General features: G+C 59.4%; 19 protein-coding genes. 9 read left to right on the plus strand and 10 right to left on the minus strand.

Features of this window, described 5'->3' with window-relative positions:
• Positions 1-10: 10 nt before the first annotated feature.
• Positions 11-1267, plus strand: a complete 1257-nt coding sequence (murA, locus tag G5229_RS15010) for a UDP-N-acetylglucosamine 1-carboxyvinyltransferase (protein WP_421206650.1) — start codon at positions 11-13, stop codon at positions 1265-1267.
• Positions 1268-1845: 578 nt separating this feature from the next.
• Here murA and G5229_RS15015 read toward each other — a convergent pair.
• On the minus strand, positions 1846-3099 hold the full coding sequence (locus G5229_RS15015; protein WP_421206648.1) for a phospholipase D-like domain-containing protein: 1254 nt from the start codon (positions 3097-3099) through the stop codon (positions 1846-1848).
• 73 nt (positions 3100-3172) lie between these two features.
• Between G5229_RS15015 and G5229_RS15020 the strand changes: the two genes are divergently transcribed.
• On the plus strand, positions 3173-3349 hold the full coding sequence (locus G5229_RS15020; RefSeq protein WP_005339947.1) for a hypothetical protein: 177 nt from the start codon (positions 3173-3175) through the stop codon (positions 3347-3349).
• On the opposite strand, the gene G5229_RS15025 is transcribed toward G5229_RS15020, so the two are convergent.
• From G5229_RS15025 to tatA, 3 genes are all read right to left on the minus strand, one after another.
• Positions 3327-4748: a transglycosylase SLT domain-containing protein gene (locus G5229_RS15025; RefSeq protein ID WP_227341810.1), complete on the minus strand. Its 1422-nt coding sequence runs from the start codon at positions 4746-4748 to the stop codon at positions 3327-3329. The two genes, G5229_RS15020 and G5229_RS15025, sit on opposite strands and share 23 nt — an antisense overlap.
• Before the next feature lie 228 nt (positions 4749-4976).
• A complete protein-coding gene (locus tag G5229_RS15030; RefSeq protein ID WP_421209475.1) occupies positions 4977-5279 on the minus strand; it encodes a YfcZ/YiiS family protein in 303 nt (100 codons plus the stop codon).
• Positions 5280-5295: 16 nt separating this feature from the next.
• Positions 5296-5457 carry a twin-arginine translocase TatA/TatE family subunit gene (tatA, locus tag G5229_RS15035; protein ID WP_005339944.1) on the minus strand — a complete coding sequence of 54 codons (162 nt, stop codon included), beginning with the start codon at positions 5455-5457 and terminating at the stop codon, positions 5296-5298.
• A 276-nt stretch (positions 5458-5733) separates the two neighbouring features.
• On the opposite strand from tatA, the gene G5229_RS15040 reads away from it, so the two are divergent.
• Positions 5734-6702, plus strand: a complete 969-nt coding sequence (locus G5229_RS15040; protein WP_005357635.1) for a LysR family transcriptional regulator — start codon at positions 5734-5736, stop codon at positions 6700-6702.
• Between the two features lie 75 nt (positions 6703-6777).
• Here G5229_RS15040 and G5229_RS15045 read toward each other — a convergent pair whose 3' ends face one another.
• Complete coding sequence (locus G5229_RS15045) at positions 6778-7377, minus strand: YhgN family NAAT transporter (RefSeq protein ID WP_139735873.1); 600 nt, start codon at positions 7375-7377, stop codon at positions 6778-6780.
• Positions 7378-7476: 99 nt separating this feature from the next.
• A complete protein-coding gene (locus tag G5229_RS15050) occupies positions 7477-7722 on the minus strand; it encodes a YecH family metal-binding protein (protein WP_005357633.1) in 246 nt (81 codons plus the stop codon).
• 209 nt (positions 7723-7931) lie between these two features.
• On the opposite strand from G5229_RS15050, the gene G5229_RS15055 reads away from it, so the two are divergent.
• A complete protein-coding gene (locus tag G5229_RS15055; protein WP_042052525.1) occupies positions 7932-9215 on the plus strand; it encodes a dicarboxylate/amino acid:cation symporter in 1284 nt (427 codons plus the stop codon).
• A gap of 11 nt (positions 9216-9226) precedes the next feature.
• Here G5229_RS15055 and G5229_RS15060 read toward each other — a convergent pair whose 3' ends face one another.
• Both G5229_RS15060 and G5229_RS15065 read right to left on the minus strand, forming a co-directional pair.
• Positions 9227-9541, minus strand: a complete 315-nt coding sequence (locus G5229_RS15060) for a DUF2007 domain-containing protein (protein ID WP_005339933.1) — start codon at positions 9539-9541, stop codon at positions 9227-9229.
• Positions 9542-9550: 9 nt separating this feature from the next.
• A complete protein-coding gene (locus G5229_RS15065) occupies positions 9551-10453 on the minus strand; it encodes a LysR family transcriptional regulator (protein WP_005357631.1) in 903 nt (300 codons plus the stop codon).
• A 96-nt stretch (positions 10454-10549) separates the two neighbouring features.
• Here G5229_RS15065 and G5229_RS15070 point away from each other — a divergent pair, with 96 nt between their 5' ends.
• Complete coding sequence (locus G5229_RS15070; RefSeq protein ID WP_201944010.1) at positions 10550-11602, plus strand: HlyD family secretion protein; 1053 nt, start codon at positions 10550-10552, stop codon at positions 11600-11602.
• Positions 11602-13155, plus strand: coding sequence for a DHA2 family efflux MFS transporter permease subunit (locus G5229_RS15075; protein WP_421209478.1), 1554 nt, complete (start codon positions 11602-11604; stop codon positions 13153-13155). The genes G5229_RS15070 and G5229_RS15075 overlap by 1 nt, the downstream gene beginning before the upstream one ends.
• A 79-nt stretch (positions 13156-13234) precedes the next feature.
• Here the strand turns inward: G5229_RS15075 and G5229_RS15080 are convergent, their stop codons facing one another.
• Positions 13235-13861: a lysoplasmalogenase gene (locus tag G5229_RS15080; protein ID WP_005348507.1), complete on the minus strand. Its 627-nt coding sequence runs from the start codon at positions 13859-13861 to the stop codon at positions 13235-13237.
• A 175-nt stretch (positions 13862-14036) separates the two neighbouring features.
• Here G5229_RS15080 and G5229_RS15085 point away from each other — a divergent pair, with 175 nt between their 5' ends.
• A complete protein-coding gene (locus G5229_RS15085) occupies positions 14037-14192 on the plus strand; it encodes a hypothetical protein (protein WP_005348505.1) in 156 nt (51 codons plus the stop codon).
• Positions 14193-14267: 75 nt separating this feature from the next.
• Here the strand turns inward: G5229_RS15085 and G5229_RS15090 are convergent, their stop codons facing one another.
• The gene (locus G5229_RS15090) at positions 14268-15386 is read right to left on the minus strand and encodes a fatty acid desaturase (RefSeq protein ID WP_421209480.1); all 1119 of its coding nucleotides are present in this window, start codon (positions 15384-15386) and stop codon (positions 14268-14270) included.
• 147 nt (positions 15387-15533) lie between these two features.
• On the opposite strand from G5229_RS15090, the gene fabR reads away from it, so the two are divergent.
• Both fabR and G5229_RS15100 read left to right on the plus strand, forming a co-directional pair.
• The gene (gene fabR, locus G5229_RS15095; RefSeq protein ID WP_005339921.1) at positions 15534-16154 is read left to right on the plus strand and encodes an HTH-type transcriptional repressor FabR; all 621 of its coding nucleotides are present in this window, start codon (positions 15534-15536) and stop codon (positions 16152-16154) included.
• Positions 16155-16173: 19 nt separating this feature from the next.
• Complete coding sequence (locus G5229_RS15100; protein WP_005339919.1) at positions 16174-16539, plus strand: YijD family membrane protein; 366 nt, start codon at positions 16174-16176, stop codon at positions 16537-16539.
• The last annotated feature ends 492 nt before the right edge of the window (positions 16540-17031 follow it).

A 17031-nucleotide genomic window follows, 5' to 3' on the forward strand; every position in this document is an offset into this window, starting at 1 on the left:
GAAGTAAAAAATGGACAAATTCAAAATCGATGGTCGTTGTACTCTCAACGGCGAAGTGACCATCTCCGGCGCCAAAAACGCCGCGCTGCCGATCCTGTTCGCAACCCTGCTCTGTGATGAAGAGGTACACCTCTCCAACGTGCCGCGCCTGAAAGATGTGGGCACCACCATCAAGCTGCTGGAGATGCTGGGCGCCACCACCAAAGTCAACGGCAACGTCACCGTGCTGACCGGTGCGGTCAACAACCACGTCGCCCCCTACGAGCTGGTGAAGACCATGCGCGCCTCCATTCTGGCGCTGGGCCCGCTGGCTTCCCGTTTCGGCGCCGCTGATGTCTCCCTGCCCGGCGGTTGCGCCATCGGTGCCCGTCCGGTCAACCTGCACGTCCACGGCCTGCAGCTGATGGGTGCCAAGATCACCATCGAAGATGGTTACATCAAGGCCCGTGTCGATGGCCGCCTGAAAGGCGCTCACATCCTGATGGATATGGTCTCCGTGACCGGTACCGAAAACCTGATGATGGCTGCGACCCTGGCTGATGGCCGCACCGTGATCGAAAACGCCGCGCGCGAGCCGGAAGTGGTCGATCTGGCCAACTTCCTCAATACCCTGGGTGCCAAGATCCAGGGGGCGGGTACCGACACCCTGACCATCGATGGTGTCGAGCGCCTGCACGGCGGCAACTACAGCGTGCAGCCTGACCGCATCGAAACCGGAACCTTCCTGGTGGGCGCGGCGGTCACCGGCGGCAAGATCACCTGCCGCAAGACCGACCCGACCCTGCTGGAAGCGGTACTGGTCAAGCTGGAAGAGGCTGGCGCACTGATTGAGAAGGGTGAAGACTGGATCACCCTCGACATGACTGGCCGCACCCTCAAGCCGGTCACCATCAAGACCGCCCCCTACCCGGCCTTCCCGACCGACATGCAGGCACAGTTCACCGTACTGAACGCGGTGGCACAAGGTACCGGCATGATCACCGAAACCATCTTCGAGAACCGCTTCATGCACGTTCCCGAGCTGGTACGGATGGGCGCAGACATCGAGTTGCAGGGTAATGTGGCCATCTGCCGCGACACTGCTCAGCTCAAGGGGGCTCAGGTGATGGCGACCGATCTGCGCGCCTCTGCCAGCCTGGTGCTGGCCGGCTTCGTGGCCGAAGGCTCCACCATCGTCGACCGCATCTACCACATCGACCGTGGCTACGAGAACATCGAGCAGAAGCTGCAGGGTCTGGGTGGCCGCATCGAGCGCATCAAGGGCTGATATCTCCCTGATCGCTGGCCGATAAAAAGGCCCCCTCGCTAATGCAAGGGGGCCTTTTTACATTCACCTGGGCTGCCGAGATTCAATGCGGTCGAGAGTGGTCCATATCGTGTCAGGCTATTTACCAGCCCCCTGGCGGCCAACGTTCATTGGCTCGAGACTCGCCAAAGAACCAAAAAAGTGGGGTGACATGTCCATGTCACCCCCTCGCAAATAGCATGTTCCATATTGGAGTCCGGCCACGCCAGGTCTCTGTTTCACTTTCCGATAGTTCGCGACCCATCTTAAGTGCGCGCCAATTGCAGCAATGCAACCGGCCAGCTACCCGTTACAACCTTCGTCCACACGGCAGACAAGCCGCCGTGTTTGTCCTTGCAACTGAAATATTACGCATAAAAACAAAATAAAAAACGTTTTTATGCTAATTCCATTCACATCAGAGTACAAAAAACAGCCTTATCATCACCACTAAATTGTTATAAAACAGCAAGATAGATTCATGCATGGTTATTCACCCGCAAAGGGCATCAGCAATGGCTTACAAGGCTTTGCGAGATCTCGCACAAAAAATGGCTGCCTTACAGCCAACGGCGCAGGGGCAACCAGTCACTCAGACGGGCTATCAGTCGCCTTGGCCACCCCTCGGGTTTGCGCGGCAATCCACCGGCCTGCTCCTGCCAGCGAGCCAGCCACGTTCGCAGCGCCTCGCAGATCGGCGGGCAGTGCAGATGCAGCATCAGTTCGGTATTGAGAAAGAGTGAGCGAGGATCGAGGTTGAGGCTGCCGAACAGCGCCCGCTCCTCCCCCAGCAGGATCAACTTGGCGTGCAGGCTGCCGTGGCCATGGTCAAACTCGGCGACCCGGATCCCTTGGCGCAGCAACCAGCCGAGATAACGCTGATAGGCACCATAGACCAGTGGCACATCGGTGCTGGCCAGCGAGTTGGTGAGAATGTCGATGGCGATCCCCTGCTGGCGCAGCCGCGCCAGACGGTGCCGGAACCCGCGGGTCAGGATGAGGTAAGGGGTCACCAACCCCAGCGAGCCGGGATTGTCGGCCAGCTGGCGCCAGAGCTGACGGGCAGTGGTGGGACGGGAGATAAGCCCCTTGCCGGGACGGTCGAACCACACCTCGGCCCGCCCCTCATGCCATTGCAGCGGCACATCGCGCTCGTCAAACAGCGCCGCGGGCAGATCGTAGACCGTCGCTACCGCCGGATCCGTCATGGTGAACAGGAAGTCGTTGACCACCTCTATTTCGGCGGGCAGCAGCTCGCGGCGCAACAGATGGCGGATGGAGTGACTCCAGCGGCTGTGCCAGAACTGCTCGAACCCCTGCACCATCTGCTGGCACAGTCCCCCCTGACAGGCGAGATCGAGATCCACGAAGGGGGCTTGCGGATCCAGACCGAAGTAGCGATCGCCTATGTTGCGCCCGCCGATCAGCGCCAGCTTGCCATCCACCAGCAGCAGTTTGTTATGCATCCGGTGGTTGATGCGGCGAAAGCTGAGCAGTCCCTCCAGCAGCAGTGCCAGCGGGCGCCAGCCCCGCAGCCAGAAGGGGTTGAACAGCCGTACCTCGATCCCCGGGTAGTGAGCCACCATCTCCAGAAAGCGGTTGTCACCGGCATAGAGATCATCCACCAGCAGCTGTACCTTGACGCCACGCCGGGCGGCGTGAAGCAGCTCGCTCAGCAGCAGCTTGCCGCTGCTGTCCTCCTCCCAGCTGTAGTACTGCGCCTGGATCCGCTCGCGGGCATGGCGGATCCAGTGACAACGCACCTTGAGCGCCAGCTGGGGATCGTCGATCAGGGCAAAGGATCCGGGGATCATGGTGTCATCCTGCTGTCATGGCCGGGTGTCATAACGCTGGCGAGCCTCTTCACATATTCAAAAGGAGTTGCTGATGGAACTGCATGATACCCCGATGTTGCGCTATCTGGGCCAGCTCAGCCAGCCAGATCTCATCCCGGCCACCGGCCCTGCTCACTGGTTTTTGCAACACAGGGACGGTGGCTGGCAATTGCCGACCGTGCAGGCGACCCTGCCGGTCAACCGGCTCAGGGCTGAGCCGCTTCGATAGCGGCAGCCTTGCCCTCGATCTGGGGCAGGCTGAAACGATAGGCCACGTAGTACTTGTAGATGGTGCCGACATAGTTGATCGGCCCCTGTCCGACTTCGTTGGCCACCAGCTGATCCACGTTACCGAACCAGACGTTGGGATCGAGTCCCAGTTTCTCCGCCTTGCCTCGCAGCGCCTGCACCCGGTTCGGCCCAGCGTTGTAGGCGGCGAGGGCAAACAGGTGGCGGTTGAGCCGATCCAGCTTGGGATCATTGAAGTAGGTATCGAGGATCAACCGCATGTAGCGGCAGGCGGCCTCCACATTTCCCTCCAGCGTGGTGAGTCTGGCGCCGTTGATGCCGACTTCCCGCCCCGTACTGGGCAGCAACTGCATGAGGCCCACGGCCCCCTTGGGCGAGCGCGCCTTGGGATTGAGGCCGGACTCCTTGTAGCCAAGCGCCGCCAGCATCAGCCAGTCGAGATCGTATTGATTGGCGTACTTCTCCAGCACCTTGCGAATGGTCGCAAGGCGCCCCATAGGATCCGGCGCCAGGATATTGCTCATCTGATCGCTGCGAACCAGCAAGCGGCGCAGGGTCATGTCGCTGTAGAGGCTGTTGCGGCTGACGCTCGCCAGATAGCCATTGACCGCTTTCAGCAGCTCGGGGCTGTTCTTGCGCAGCGCCCAGCCACTGGTGCCGTTGCTGCGCAGGGGGATCAACTTGTGAGCCTTGAGACCGGAGATCATGCCACTCAGCCAGATCCGCCCCTTGTAGCTGTCGGTCACCGTCAGGGGAATAATGCCGGCGGCCACCATCTCCAGCAGATCGCCATCCTGTAGATATTCGGGCACCGTCTCGATATAGACGGGGGGCAGCCCCAACTCGCGAAACAACCAGTTGAGCTGGCGCAAGCTCTCGTAGTAGCTGGAGCTGGCCCGCACCCAGACCCGCCTGCCGGAGAGCTGGGTAATGCGGCTGAAGGCGGGCAGGCTGTTCTGGCTAACCACCCACTCCTCGATGGAAGAGATGAGAGGCCGGGAGAAGGCCACCTGTTCACGCCGGGTCGGGGTCACCGTCATGGTCGCCGCCACCAGATCCCCACGCCCCTCGGTCAGATAGTCCAGCAGCTTGTCCTGCCGCACCGGGATGTAGACCACCTTGAGTTTGACCTTCTCTTTAGCGAGATAGGTGTTGTTCAGCCAGCGCTCGAATCCTTGCAGCTGATTGACCAGAATGCCGTACTGGGTGCCGCGATCGAGAAAATAGAAACCGCGCTCATAGACCACCAGAGCCCTGAGTTCGCGCTTTTGCAGAATGCTTTCGAGGTCCCCGGGTTGGGGCAAACGCACCGGCTTGAGCTCAGCCGCCAGCAGGGAAAAACAGCAGAGGGCCAGCAGAGCCCAAATCCAGCGTCGCATCACGATGGCTGCCCCTGTGCTGAGGTCACGCCTGCTGCCTGTTGGCAGCACGGATCACGATAGAGGGTGGGATTGGGGGCAGAGATCCATCGCTGCGTCATGATGTTTACGCCTTCTGTTGGCCGACTCGCGCCGGGCAAAACGTCTGTGGGATAGAGTAACTATAGAACGCCGACCCACAGCAGAAGGGTCAACACGGCAGGCAAACCTGCCGCGTTATCAGACAACTCAGATAGAGCGGGCCCGCATTTCGAAAATCAGTTTTTCGGCGGTGCAGGTGAATTGCAGGCGGGCTTTCAGGATCACGCCGTTGGCGCCCTGGCTCAGTTCGCTGCTCACTTGAGCTTCGGCAGTGACCTGTTTGGCCAGTGCTTCATAGGCAGCCAGCTTGGCGCGGGCATCAGCCTCGGCAGCGGCTTCAATCACCAGATCCATCACATCGTCGCCTTCGCCGATGATGGTGCCGATCTCGGCAAAACAGCCGCAGCTGTCACAGGTTTCGTTCAGTTCAACTTTCTCGTCTACAGACATTTTCTACTCCTACTGCTTATTTCGGATGATTTGCGTCGTCACGCATCGCCTTGCGAAAATCTTTGATGGCGGTACCCAGATCCTCACCTGCACTGGCAAGACGCTTGCTGCCGAAGACCAGCACAACGACCAGCAAGAGGATCAGCATATGCCAGATATGAATTCCACCGAGTCCCATAGGGATACTCCCTCACAAAGAGATATCTGTTACTTGTATCAAAATAGAGCGCAGGGATTGTTGGGCAAAATCAAGGCAGGTGCAAGTGAGCAAATAAATCATAGCCAAAAAATAGGGCGACCCTGAGGTCGCCATATTGATTGTGCTACATGTCCCCTCAACCGCTACATCCTGTACCAGTGGTTCATGCGAACCTGAGACCATTCGAGGATAAGATCGCCAAGATATGAAAACAAATGGTATAAATTCATCTTAGAATTGAAGAGGATTCATATCATGCTGCTGGAACAACTGGGTCGCATCGACCTCAATTTGCTGATTATCCTGCAGGTACTGCTGGAAGAGCGCAACGGCAGCAAGGCGGCACGCCGCCTTCATCTGAGCCAGTCCGCGGTCAGTAAAGCCCTCGGCCGTCTGCGCGATACCTTCAATGATCCCCTCTTCATCCGCTCCGCCTACGGGCTGGAACCCACCGGCCGCGCCCTTGCGCTGCAACAACAGTTGCAACCCATCCTGTTGTCGCTGGACAACCTGATCCAGCCGCCCGAGTTCGACCCCGCCAGCTCGGAGCGAGAGTTCGTCATCGCCAGCATGGACAGCGCCTTTACCCTGTTTGCCCCGCTCTACCTGAGCGAGCTGAAACGGCAGGCACCACGGATCCGCTTGCGTTACGAGGAGTGGACCGAGAACAGTCTGACCGAGATGAGTCAGGGACAGGTGGACATCGCCTTCGCGGTGCGAGAGAACTGCATCAGCTCCGATTATCGGCTCGATACCCTGCCCGACAGCATCTGTCAGCGAGTGCTGGCGGTCGATGATCTCACCTGTCTGGTGCAACAGCACCACCCCGCGCTGCGGGAGCCCAACTGGAATCTGGAGCACTACCTCAGCTATCCCCATGTGCAGACTTACTGCGAGGGGCGGGACCGCTGGATGCTGGATCACAAGCTGGCAGAGCAGGATCTCTACCGACGTATCGAGGCAACCGTGCCCTCCTTCGAGGCGGCGCTGCGGATGGGGATGCACTCCGACATGATAGTGACGCTATCCCGGCTCTACGCCCGCCACGCCACCCAGGTCTATCCGCTGTTACAGCTGCCGCTGCCCATCGGGTTGGACAGCATCTCCCATCTGCTCATCTGGCATCAGCGTCACAGCGAGGATCCGGGCCACCGCTGGCTGCGGGAATTGCTGCTCTCCCTCATCATGAGCAAACTGGAACCCGCTGCGACCACTCACGGGTGACCGCCCCCCTTCTCGGCGGCACAAAAAACGGGGCTCTGCGTAGCCCCGTTTCATTCACTTCAAGATGTAAACCGCTCAGCCCTGACCGGTCACCGCCAGATAGTGATGTACCCCGTCCAGCAACATCTGGACCGAGATCATCACCAACAGCATGCCCATCAGCCGTTCCACCGCAGTGAGTCCCCGCTCACCCAGCAGCTTGTTGAATACCTCGTAGAACATCAGGATCACCGCACTGGCAGCCCAGGCCAGAAAGAGTGCCAGCGACCAGTCCACCATCCGGGTCGGCTCCTGATTGGCCAGCAGCATCAAAGAAGCCAAGATAGAAGGACCGGCGATCATCGGGATCGCCATCGGCACCAGGAAGGGCTCCTCGCCCGCCGCCAGCCCGGTCACGCCCCCCTCACTCGGGAAGATCATCTTGATGGCGATCAGGAACAGGATGATACCCCCCGCAATACTGACCGCCTCCTGCCGCAGGTTGAGGAAGCCGAGGATCTGCTGACCGACGAACAGGAACAGCATCATGATGGCCAGCGAGAAGAGCAGCTCGCGGATCATCACCTTGCGACGTCGCTTGGGATCGATATGACGCAGGATAGAGAGGAAGACCGGCAGGTTGCCCAGCGGGTCCATGATCAGAAACAGCATGACTGCGGCAGAGAAAGTATCCATACAACGCCCGGGCTACGCCCTGAATAGGGAAAAGAGAGGGGGCGAAATATAGCAAAGGGCGAAGAATTGAGCGAGCGCCATGATGCGCTCGCAGCGGGATTAACCGTGGTTGCAGATCTTGTCGGCGCGGGTCTGAAAACCCTCGGCCGAGTCGATGAATTTGCCACGGGCGGCCAGAAAGTCGATCAGCGCTTCCGCATCCATCTCGCTGGCGCTGCAGGTATGAAAACGGGCCTCGGCACCGAACCGCTCGGCCATCGCCTGTTTCAGGCTGGCACGGGTAAATTGCCCCCCTTGTGCCAACATCATCTCCATCACTTCGTGACCATGAACCGATTGCGACATCTCTCACCTCAATAATGAACATATTTAATGCCAATTAAATATCTCCCCGCCCGGAGGGATCTTGATATAGGCCAATAAATTGCGCATTACCTGGTCAGGGGAGTGGTCACCGCCACCGCTTTGTCGATAATGTGGCAACCCGCGTCAGGGATCGCTACACTGGCGCCCCTTTTTGGCCATCGCAGACAATGTATAAGGATATTGGCGTCATGCTGTTCCATGGAGAGGCTCTCAAGCCCTGGCAGATCTGGACCCGCCGACCACTCTGGCTCAAGACCCTGATCGGCATGCTGACAGGGGTGGGTCTGGGCGTCGGCTTTGAAGAGCAAGCCCTGCTGCTCAAGCCCCTTGGTGTCCTGTTCGTCAACACCATCCAGATGCTGATGGTGCCCCTCATTTTCTGCTCGGTCATCGCCGGTCTCACCTCGCTGCTCAAGGGCAAGGCCCTCGATCGCATCGGCAGCAAGGCGATCTGCCTCTACTTCTGCTCGACCGCCATCGCCATCTGCATCGGCCTGATGATGGGCTGGCTGCTGGAGCCCGGCATGGGTGCCGACATGGGCCCCTATGAGCGGATCGGTATGTCGGAACCACCCACCCTGGCCAGCGTGCTGAGCCATCTGGTGCCGAGCAACCCGGTACAGGCGATGGTGGATGGCAAGATCCTGCAAGTGATCGTCTTTGCGGTGGCGCTGGCGGTCGCCCTCAATGCCAGCGGTCGCCGTGGCCGCCCCGCCATCCTCTTCTTCACCTCGCTGGCCGAGGGGATGTTCAAGCTGACCCAGATGGTGATGGCGCTCGCGCCTTACGGTGTCTGCGCCCTGATGGCCTGGATGACCGGCAAGTACGGTCTCGACCTGCTGCTGCCGCTGCTCAAGGTGATCGGCGCCGTCTACCTCGGCTGCCTGCTGCACGTGCTCGGGGTCTACAGCACCCTGCTGCTCCTGCTGGCACGGCTCAATCCGCTGCACTACTTCAAGAGCATCGTTGACGCCCAGGCGGTTGCGTTTACCAGCAGTTCCAGCAACTCCACCCTGCCCATCAGTCTGGCCTGCGCCGAGAAGCGGCTGGGAGTCTCCCCCGCCATCACCGCCAAGGTGCTGCCCATCGGCGCCACCATCAACATGGATGGCACCGCCCTCTATCAGGGAGTGACTGCGCTGTTCGTAGCTCAGGCATTCGGTGTGGAGCTGCACATGGTCGATTACCTGACCATCATCAGCATCGCTACCCTGGCCAGTATCGGCACCGCTGGCACCCCAGGCACCGGGTTGATGCTGCTGACCCTGACCCTGACGGCGGTGGGCTTGCCGCTGGAAGGGGTGGCACTGATTGCAGGCATTGACCGGATCCTCGACATGGCGCGCACCACGGTCAATGTTTCGGGGGATATTCTGGTGTCGGTGCTGATCGCCCGCAGCGAAAACGAGCTGGATCTGGCGACCTATCACGATGCCAGCGCAGGGGAAGATATCGAGTTCCCGCCGCGCTAGCGGAAGAGAGATCAGCTATCGTGGGGATCGTGATGACAGCGCCAGCAGACGTCGAAGTTGGCGCCGTTCTCCTCCCCGCACTGGCCGCACAGCCAGCCGTTACCCTGACGCTGCTGGTAACGCTCGATGACCCGTCCCGCCTTGCTGCGATCCTCGGCCCGCACCATCAGGGTCACCTGCAACATGTCGACCGGCAGTTCGCCAAGGGCGCCCGACAGCCCCTCGCCATTGAGGCGCACCAGCACCCCTTCCGCCTCCAGCGCCCCTTTCAACGCGTGCGCCTCCAGGGTGTGTGAGGCGCGATAGAGATTGATCCAGTTATCCATAGCTCCCCCTTACAACAACTTGTCGATGCCAAACTCGGCGCCGTTATCAATCATGAAATCGATGAATGCCCGCAACTTGCGCGGCATCAGTTGCCGCTCCGGAAACAGCAAATAAATCGGCACCCTGGGCTGCTGCCACTCTGGCAGCAGGATCACCAGCTCGCCGCTGGCCAGCTCATCCTGACAGAGCATAGCGGGTAACGAGGCCAACCCCAGCCCCGCCTTCGCCGCCTCCCGGGCACAGGTAATATTATTGACCCGAAAACGGGATGGGGGGTCAACCAGCACCTCTCTGCCATCCAGCTCGAAGCACCAGTGAGAGGCGAGAAACCCGCTGCTCACCGTCACCCGCTCGTGGTTGGCCAGATCCTCCGGCCGCTCGATGACCGGACTACGGGCCAGATAGTCCGGGCTGGCACAGAGCAGCCTTCCGGTGCTCCAGAGTCGGCGCGCCGCCAGGTTGGAGTCGCTCATGTCGCCAATCCGCACCACCGCATCCAGCCCTTCACTGATGGGGTCCACCACCCGGTTGGTCAGCTCCAGCTCCACCTGCAGGGCGGGATAGGCCTGCAAAAACTTGGCGACCAAGCGCCCAACCACCAGTTGCCCCGTCTCGATGGGTACCGCCAGTTTGAGGGTGCCGGTTACCTCCTGCTGACTGGCGCTCAGCATCAGCTCGGCTTCGGTCAGGGCATCGACCGCCTTGCTGCAGTGCAGGTAGTACTTCTCCCCCTCCTCGGTCAAAGTGAGCTGACGGGTGGAGCGATAGAGCAGACGCACTCCGAGCCGCTGTTCCAGCTCGGCGATGCGGCGGCTGACCATCGCCTTGGTCATCCCCAGCTCGCGGGCGGCCCCCGTAAACGAGCCCTTGTCGACGATACGCACCAGAATTAACGCGGCATTGAGATCCATTGTTGCACCAGTGAAACTGTATATCTCGTGAACCAATACTAATCGAAACAGTTGACCAGTGTTAGCCTGCGCCCCTTACGTTCAGGAATCTCCAAAATGAGTCAACACAAGAAAATCCCTCTCCTGGCCGCCATGATCCTGGCCCTGCTCGCTCTCCTCTTCTCCGCCTACTGGTATCTCCACGGCCGCTATTTCGAGAGCACCGACAACGCCTATCTCCAGAGCGAGGTAACCGGGATCAGCTCCAAGCTGCCCGGCTATATCAGCGAAGTGCTGGTGACCGACAACCAGCCGGTCAAAGCGGGCCAACTGATAGCCCGTCTCGATGATCGCGAATACAAAACCAGGGTCGCGGAGGCCGAAGCCGACCTGCGCCTCAATCAGGCGACGGCCGAAAATCTGGCTGCCACCCGCACCCAACAACTAAGCCTGATCCAGCAGGCCGAGGCCAAGGTCGCCTCCGCCAATGCCGAACAGCTGCGTGCCAGCCAGCAGGTCAACCGGATCAGTCAGCTCAACCAGCGCCACTACAGCTCGCAAGACAGTTTGGACGAGGTTCGTGCCGGCCTGCAGGTCAATCAGGCGCAAGCCCGGGAGGCCCAAGCCGCCCTGCAGGCGGCCCGTGAGCGACTGCTGGTACTGGATGCTGAACGCAAACAGAATCTGGCCAAGTTGGCATTGAGCGAAGCACAACTGGAGCAGGCCAAGCTGGAGCTAGGTTATACCGAGCTGCGGGCACCGGCCGATGGCATCATCGGCAAGCGCAGCCTGCGGGAGGGGCTCTACGTCCAGTCCGGTATGCAGGTCGCCAGCTTGGTGCCGCTGCAGCAGGTGTGGGTCGAGGCCAACTTCAAGGAGACCCAGCTCGCTCATATGCAGCCGGGCCAGAAGGTCGAAGTGGTACTCGATGCCTACCCGGATCAACCGGTCGAGGGGATCATCGACAGCCTGGCTCCGGCGACCGGCGCCAAGTTCGCTCTGCTACCGCCGGAGAATGCCACCGGCAACTTCACCAAAATTGTGCAACGGGTACCGGTGAAGATCCGCATCCCCGAGCCGGGCCCGCTGGCAGGCAAGCTGCTGCCGGGTCTCTCGACCGAAGTGATCGTGGATACCCGCACTCCTGATCCCGTGGTGGCTGCCAACTGATGGAACCCATTCCACGTCGCAACTGGATCGCGGTCATGGGGGGCCTTATCGGCGCCTTCATGGCCATCCTCGATATCCAGATCACCAATGCATCTCTGAAGGATATTCAGGGGGCCCTGTCGGCCACCCTGAGCGAGAGCTCCTGGATCTCCACCTCCTATCTGGTGGCGGAGATGATCGCCATCCCCCTGAGCGGCTGGTTGAGCCGGGGGCTGAGCGTGCGCCGCTACCTGCTCTGGACCACCAGTGCGTTTATCGCCGCCTCCGTGCTCTGCTCGTTCAGCTGGAACCTCACCAGCATGATCGTCTTCCGGGCGCTGCAAGGCTTCACTGGCGGGGCGCTGATCCCGATGGCCTTCTCCCTCATCGTCACCCTGTTGCCGTTACAGAAGCGGGCCACCGGCATGGCGCTGTTTGGCCTCTGTGCCACCTTCGCCCCCGCCATCGGCCCAACCCTCGGCGGCTGGCTCACCGAGCAGATGTCGTGGCACTACATCTTCTATCTCAACGTGCCGCCGGGACTGCTGGTGATGGCCATGCTGGCCCACGGGCTGGATAAAAAACCGGTGGACTGGGCCGTGATCAAGCGGGTCGACCTTATCGGCATCGTCACCATGGCACTTGGCCTCGGCTTGCTGGAGGTAGTGCTGGAGGAGGGCAACCGGGAAGACTGGTTCGGTTCAAGCTTCATCGTGCGACTGGCGGTCATCTCGGCGGTGGCGCTGGTGTTCTTTGTCATCAGCCAGCTGATCCGCCGTCACCCGCTGGTCAATCTGCGGCTGCTGCACAACCCGCGCTTCGCGCTGGCCTGCTTCGCCTATCTGATCCTCGGTATGGCGTTGATGGGCTCCATCTATGTGTTGCCGCTCTATATGACCCAGATCCACAACTACAACGCGCTGGAAATCGGCGAGGTACTGATGTGGATGGGGCTGCCGCAACTGCTGGTGCTACCACTGGTGCCCAAACTGACCCACAAGATAGACCCGCGCTATCTGGTGAGCTTCGGCTTCCTGATCTTCGCCGTCAGCTGCTTTATGAACGTCAACATGAGTGCCGACTACGCCGGGCCGCAGTTGATCCAGTCGCTTATCGTGCGGGCGCTGGGGCAGCCCTTCATCATGGTGCCGCTCTCCCTGGTCGCCACCGCCAGCCTGAACCACGACGAGATCCCCTCCTCCTCGACTCTGCTCAACGTGCTGCGCAACCTCGGTGGTGCGTTCGGTATCGCCATCATCGCGACCCTGCTCGACAACGATACCCGCACCCATGTGCTGCAGATTGGCAGCACTCTGGCCGCCAGCAGTATCGAGGGGCAGAGCTATCTGCTGCAGCTGGCCCAGAGCATGATGGCGCAGGGGTCAGGCCCCGAGATAGCCCAGCAGCAAGCCCACGCCATACTGGCCAATACCATCAACCGGGAAGCGGCCATCATGGCCTACAACCAGGTGTTCTACATCATGGGGATCTTCCTGCTGATCGCCAGCGGCCTGATGTTGTTGCTCAAATCCCCCACCCCACGGGCAGCGGATGCCGAACCGCTAGAGGCGTGAAAAACCGCCGGGGCATAAAACGAAAAACGGGCCAAAGCCCGTTTTTCGTTATCTGTTAACTGCACTCAACCAGAAGGCGTTATCCCGCCAGCGACCCTGCAATCAGGAATTGCGCCGCGAAGTAGCTGCTCATCACCCAGGCGCGGGCGTGGGGAAAGGGGCGACGGAAGCGATCGAGCGCCAGCATACTGTCGGAGAAGAGGAACATCAGCGCCCCCACCAGAGCGGCGGCCGAACCGGCAGTGAGAGAGGCGTGCCAGGCACCGGCAGCCACCCAGGCCATGCCGATGATCACCAGCATGTAGCAGAAGACCGGGATCCGCATCTCCCCCAGCTTGCCCCACAACAGGCCGAATACCATGCCGGCGATCAGCAACAGCAGCAAACCATCCACCAGATTGAGCAGCAATGGCCCTTGGGCAAAACCGACGATATAGCAGAGATGCGCGACAAGAAATGCCGCCAACCCCTGAATGAAGCGATCGCTTGGCAGCATCAGCAGCACATCGCCCGCCAGCGAGAGACAAAGGCCGAGCAGGATCCAGGCGTGTGAACCGTCGTGGTCATAACTCTGGTAGCCGAACGCCAACGCGATGATAAGCAGCATGGTCAGCGGCTTGCTGATATAGAACTGGCGGCTGTCTGAACCGTAGGCAGCACGGATGTGCCACCAACCTGAAGCGATGATCAAGAAACTCAATAACATGCCCTGCTCCTCACCTGTTGCTCGCAGTCATACGGCAACCGTTTTTATCATGGTGCAGGGTAACAAATTCCCTCCCCCAGTGGCAGGGGTGCTTATCAAATGGACAGACTAAGCCTAAAGTCTAATTGCCGCACCGAGTGGTTCAGGGCATAAGTGACGGGTCTGGAGGATCACCATGGAAGAAGCTATGAAGAACTATCTGCCCGCCATCGATATCATGATGTGCCATCTGGGGATCAGCTTTGAGCAGGCCTGCGAACAGCTGGGTCTTAGCCAGCAGGAGCAACAGGCACTGGATCAGTTGCAGCAACAGCAGAGCCAAGCCAACTAGCTTGAGTTGAATCATAAAAGAGAAGACCGCCAGCAGGCGGTCTTCTCTTTTAGTCTCTGTGATAATCGGACGGCATCATGCAATACCTGCCAGCAAACGACTCCAGTTGCGTTTACCAGCGATGAAGCCGTCCCGCAGGGCCCGGTACTCCAGTTGCAGCTTGAGGCGGTCATAGCGCGCCAGCGCCTTGCGCTTGCGCAGCTCCAGCAGCCGCTTGCGACTGGCGTAATAGTGTTGCAACTGCTGGCTCAGCTTGTCGTACTCCTCCTGCAGCAGCGCCTGCCACAGTTCACGATCTTCCTGCTTGCGCAACTTGGCTTGTGCCCGTTTCAGCTGCATCTGCAGCCGGGCTTGTTCGATACGCTCCTCCGGCGAGGATCTGAGATCCCCCGCCAGACCACACCAAGAGGCGAGCCGGATCAACCACTTGGTCGGATCGAACTGCCACCAGTGAATGCCGTTGCGGTAATCATTCTCGAACAGGTGGTGAAAGTTGTGGTACCCCTCGCCAAAGGTGAAAAAAGCCAGGATGCCGTTATCGCGAGCGGTATTGCGATCGGTATAGGGCTGACTGCCCCAGATATGGGCCAGCGAGTTGATGAAGAAGGTGGTGTGGTGAGTCATCACCATCCTCAGCACGCCCGCCAACAGCAACATGCCGAGCAAGTCCCCGTGCCACAGGCCGAGCAGCAGCGGCAGGCCCAGATTGGTCGCCAGCACCAGTGTCAGATAGTGACGGTGCTGAAACGCGACCACCGGGTTGTTTTGCAGATCACGCACATTGCTGTAATCGCCATAGCGATCTCCTTGATGCTCCCGCAACATCCAGCCGATGTGGGAATACCAGAAGCCGCGCCCCGCGCTGTAGGGGTCTTTATCGTTGTCATCCACATGACGATGGTGACGGCGGTGATCGGCCGACCAGTGCAGGGCCGAATTCTGCAGCGCCAACGCACCGCCGATGGCAAACAACCACTGCAAAGCGAGGTGCGCCTTGTAGGCCTTGTGCGACCAGAGCCGGTGATAGCCTGCGGTGATGGAGAGACCACTCAGGCAGAACAACAACAGGAAACTGGCCCACTGCCAGAGATCGTAACCGTGGCTCATGCCGTACCAGGGCACGACAATCAACGCCACTATCCCGGAGAGGGAGAACAGCAGGGTATTGGTGAAAATAATGGGGGGTCTGGCCATCTCATTGCATCCTTTCAGCGAACAGCTGTTAGCCATTTTCTATGGTGATTTCCTCACGGTCAATGGTAAAAAAGTAGGATACAAACCTGATCCTGAGGCGCCTTCGGGTTATCATTTGTCCTCGTTAAGCTGAAGGTGACTGATTTCGTGGGTATTCGCGCTCAACAAAAAGAAAAAACCCGGCGTACATTGATCGATGCTGCATTCAGCCAACTGTGCGCCAATCGCAGTTTCTCCAATCTCAGCCTGCGGGAAGTCGCTCGTGAAGCGGGTATCGCGCCCACCTCTTTCTATCGCCACTTTCGCGATATGGAGGAGCTGGGCCTGACCCTGGTTGACGAAGGAGGTCTCACCCTGCGCCAACTGATGCGCCAGGCACGCCAGCGCATTGCCGGTGGCGGCAGTGTCATCAGCACTTCGGTGCAGACCTTTATGGAGTTCGTCGAGAACAACCCCAACATCTTCCGGCTGCTGCTACGGGAACGCTCCGGCACCTCGGCCGCCTTTCGTCAGGCGGTGGCTCGCGAAATCCAGCACTTTATCGCAGAGCTGACCGATTATCTGGAAGCCACCACCGAAGCACCACGGGAAGATGCCTACATCCAGGCAGAAGCCATGGTCACCATCGTCTTCAGTGCCGGTGCCGATGCACTCGACATGACCAGCGAAGAGTGCCGGGCACTCTCTGACCGAACAATTCGCCAACTGCGGATGATCGCCATGGGCGCCGAGGTACAAAACCAGAAGCGCCGTGAACCTCACCCATGACCACAGGATGGAGAACGATATGACTGAACAGCTTATGATCCCGAAAAAACCGCTCGCCATGGCCATGCTGATTGGTATCTGTGGCGATGCCTCTTTGGCCGTGCTGACCAACTCGGTTGTGCCTTTCTCCTTCTTCCCGCTGATTGCCCTCTGGCTGGCGGCCTATCAGCTGTTCCAGCACTATCGCCATGAACCAATGGTGGGCAACACCCCCATCTGCACTCTGCTCTGCTTCTTTATCGGTGTCTTCGGCCACTCCGCGCTGCTCAAGGTGCAATACCCGGAGCTTGGCAGCAACTTCTTCTCCCTGATCATGATGCTGCTGTTACTGGCGGCCCTCTCCATCAAGCTCGGCCTGAGCATTGGCAACAAAGAGAAGCCCTGATAAATAGACCGAGTGATGCTAATCAGCTGATAGATAAAACAAAGAGGCTTTCCCGTCGGGAAGGCCTCTTTGCTTGAACGGTACCTGATTAATCCGGCAATCTCGGTATTCCCAACCTAGCCAAGCAGCTTGGCCTCCAAGATAGAAGAGAGGGGGCAATATGGAGCTGCCTTGTAGCCAGCATGCAGATAAAGCCTGAGTTGGTTGGCCATAGCACCACTCGAATGGCTGTAAATTGAGCTGATAACGCTCTGATATAACTAGAAAATAGTGATAAGAACAGGCTGTCTGGTTATCTTCCGGCAGATAAATGCTAACACTGGCTGTCTAACACGCTAAAAACATCAAAACCCGGTCGTGAGGCCGAGCTTTGTGTTCGCCAAGCGTGCAAATCTGTGGGCCACTGGGTAAAAAACGCCCATAGCAAAAAGGCCTTCCCATCAGGGAAGGCCTTCAAATTAGTGGCGGAGCGGACGGGACTCGAACCCGCGA

It is taken from the genome of Aeromonas sp. 602396 (assembly GCF_049173735.1).
Classification (GTDB): domain Bacteria; phylum Pseudomonadota; class Gammaproteobacteria; order Enterobacterales; family Aeromonadaceae; genus Aeromonas; species Aeromonas veronii_A.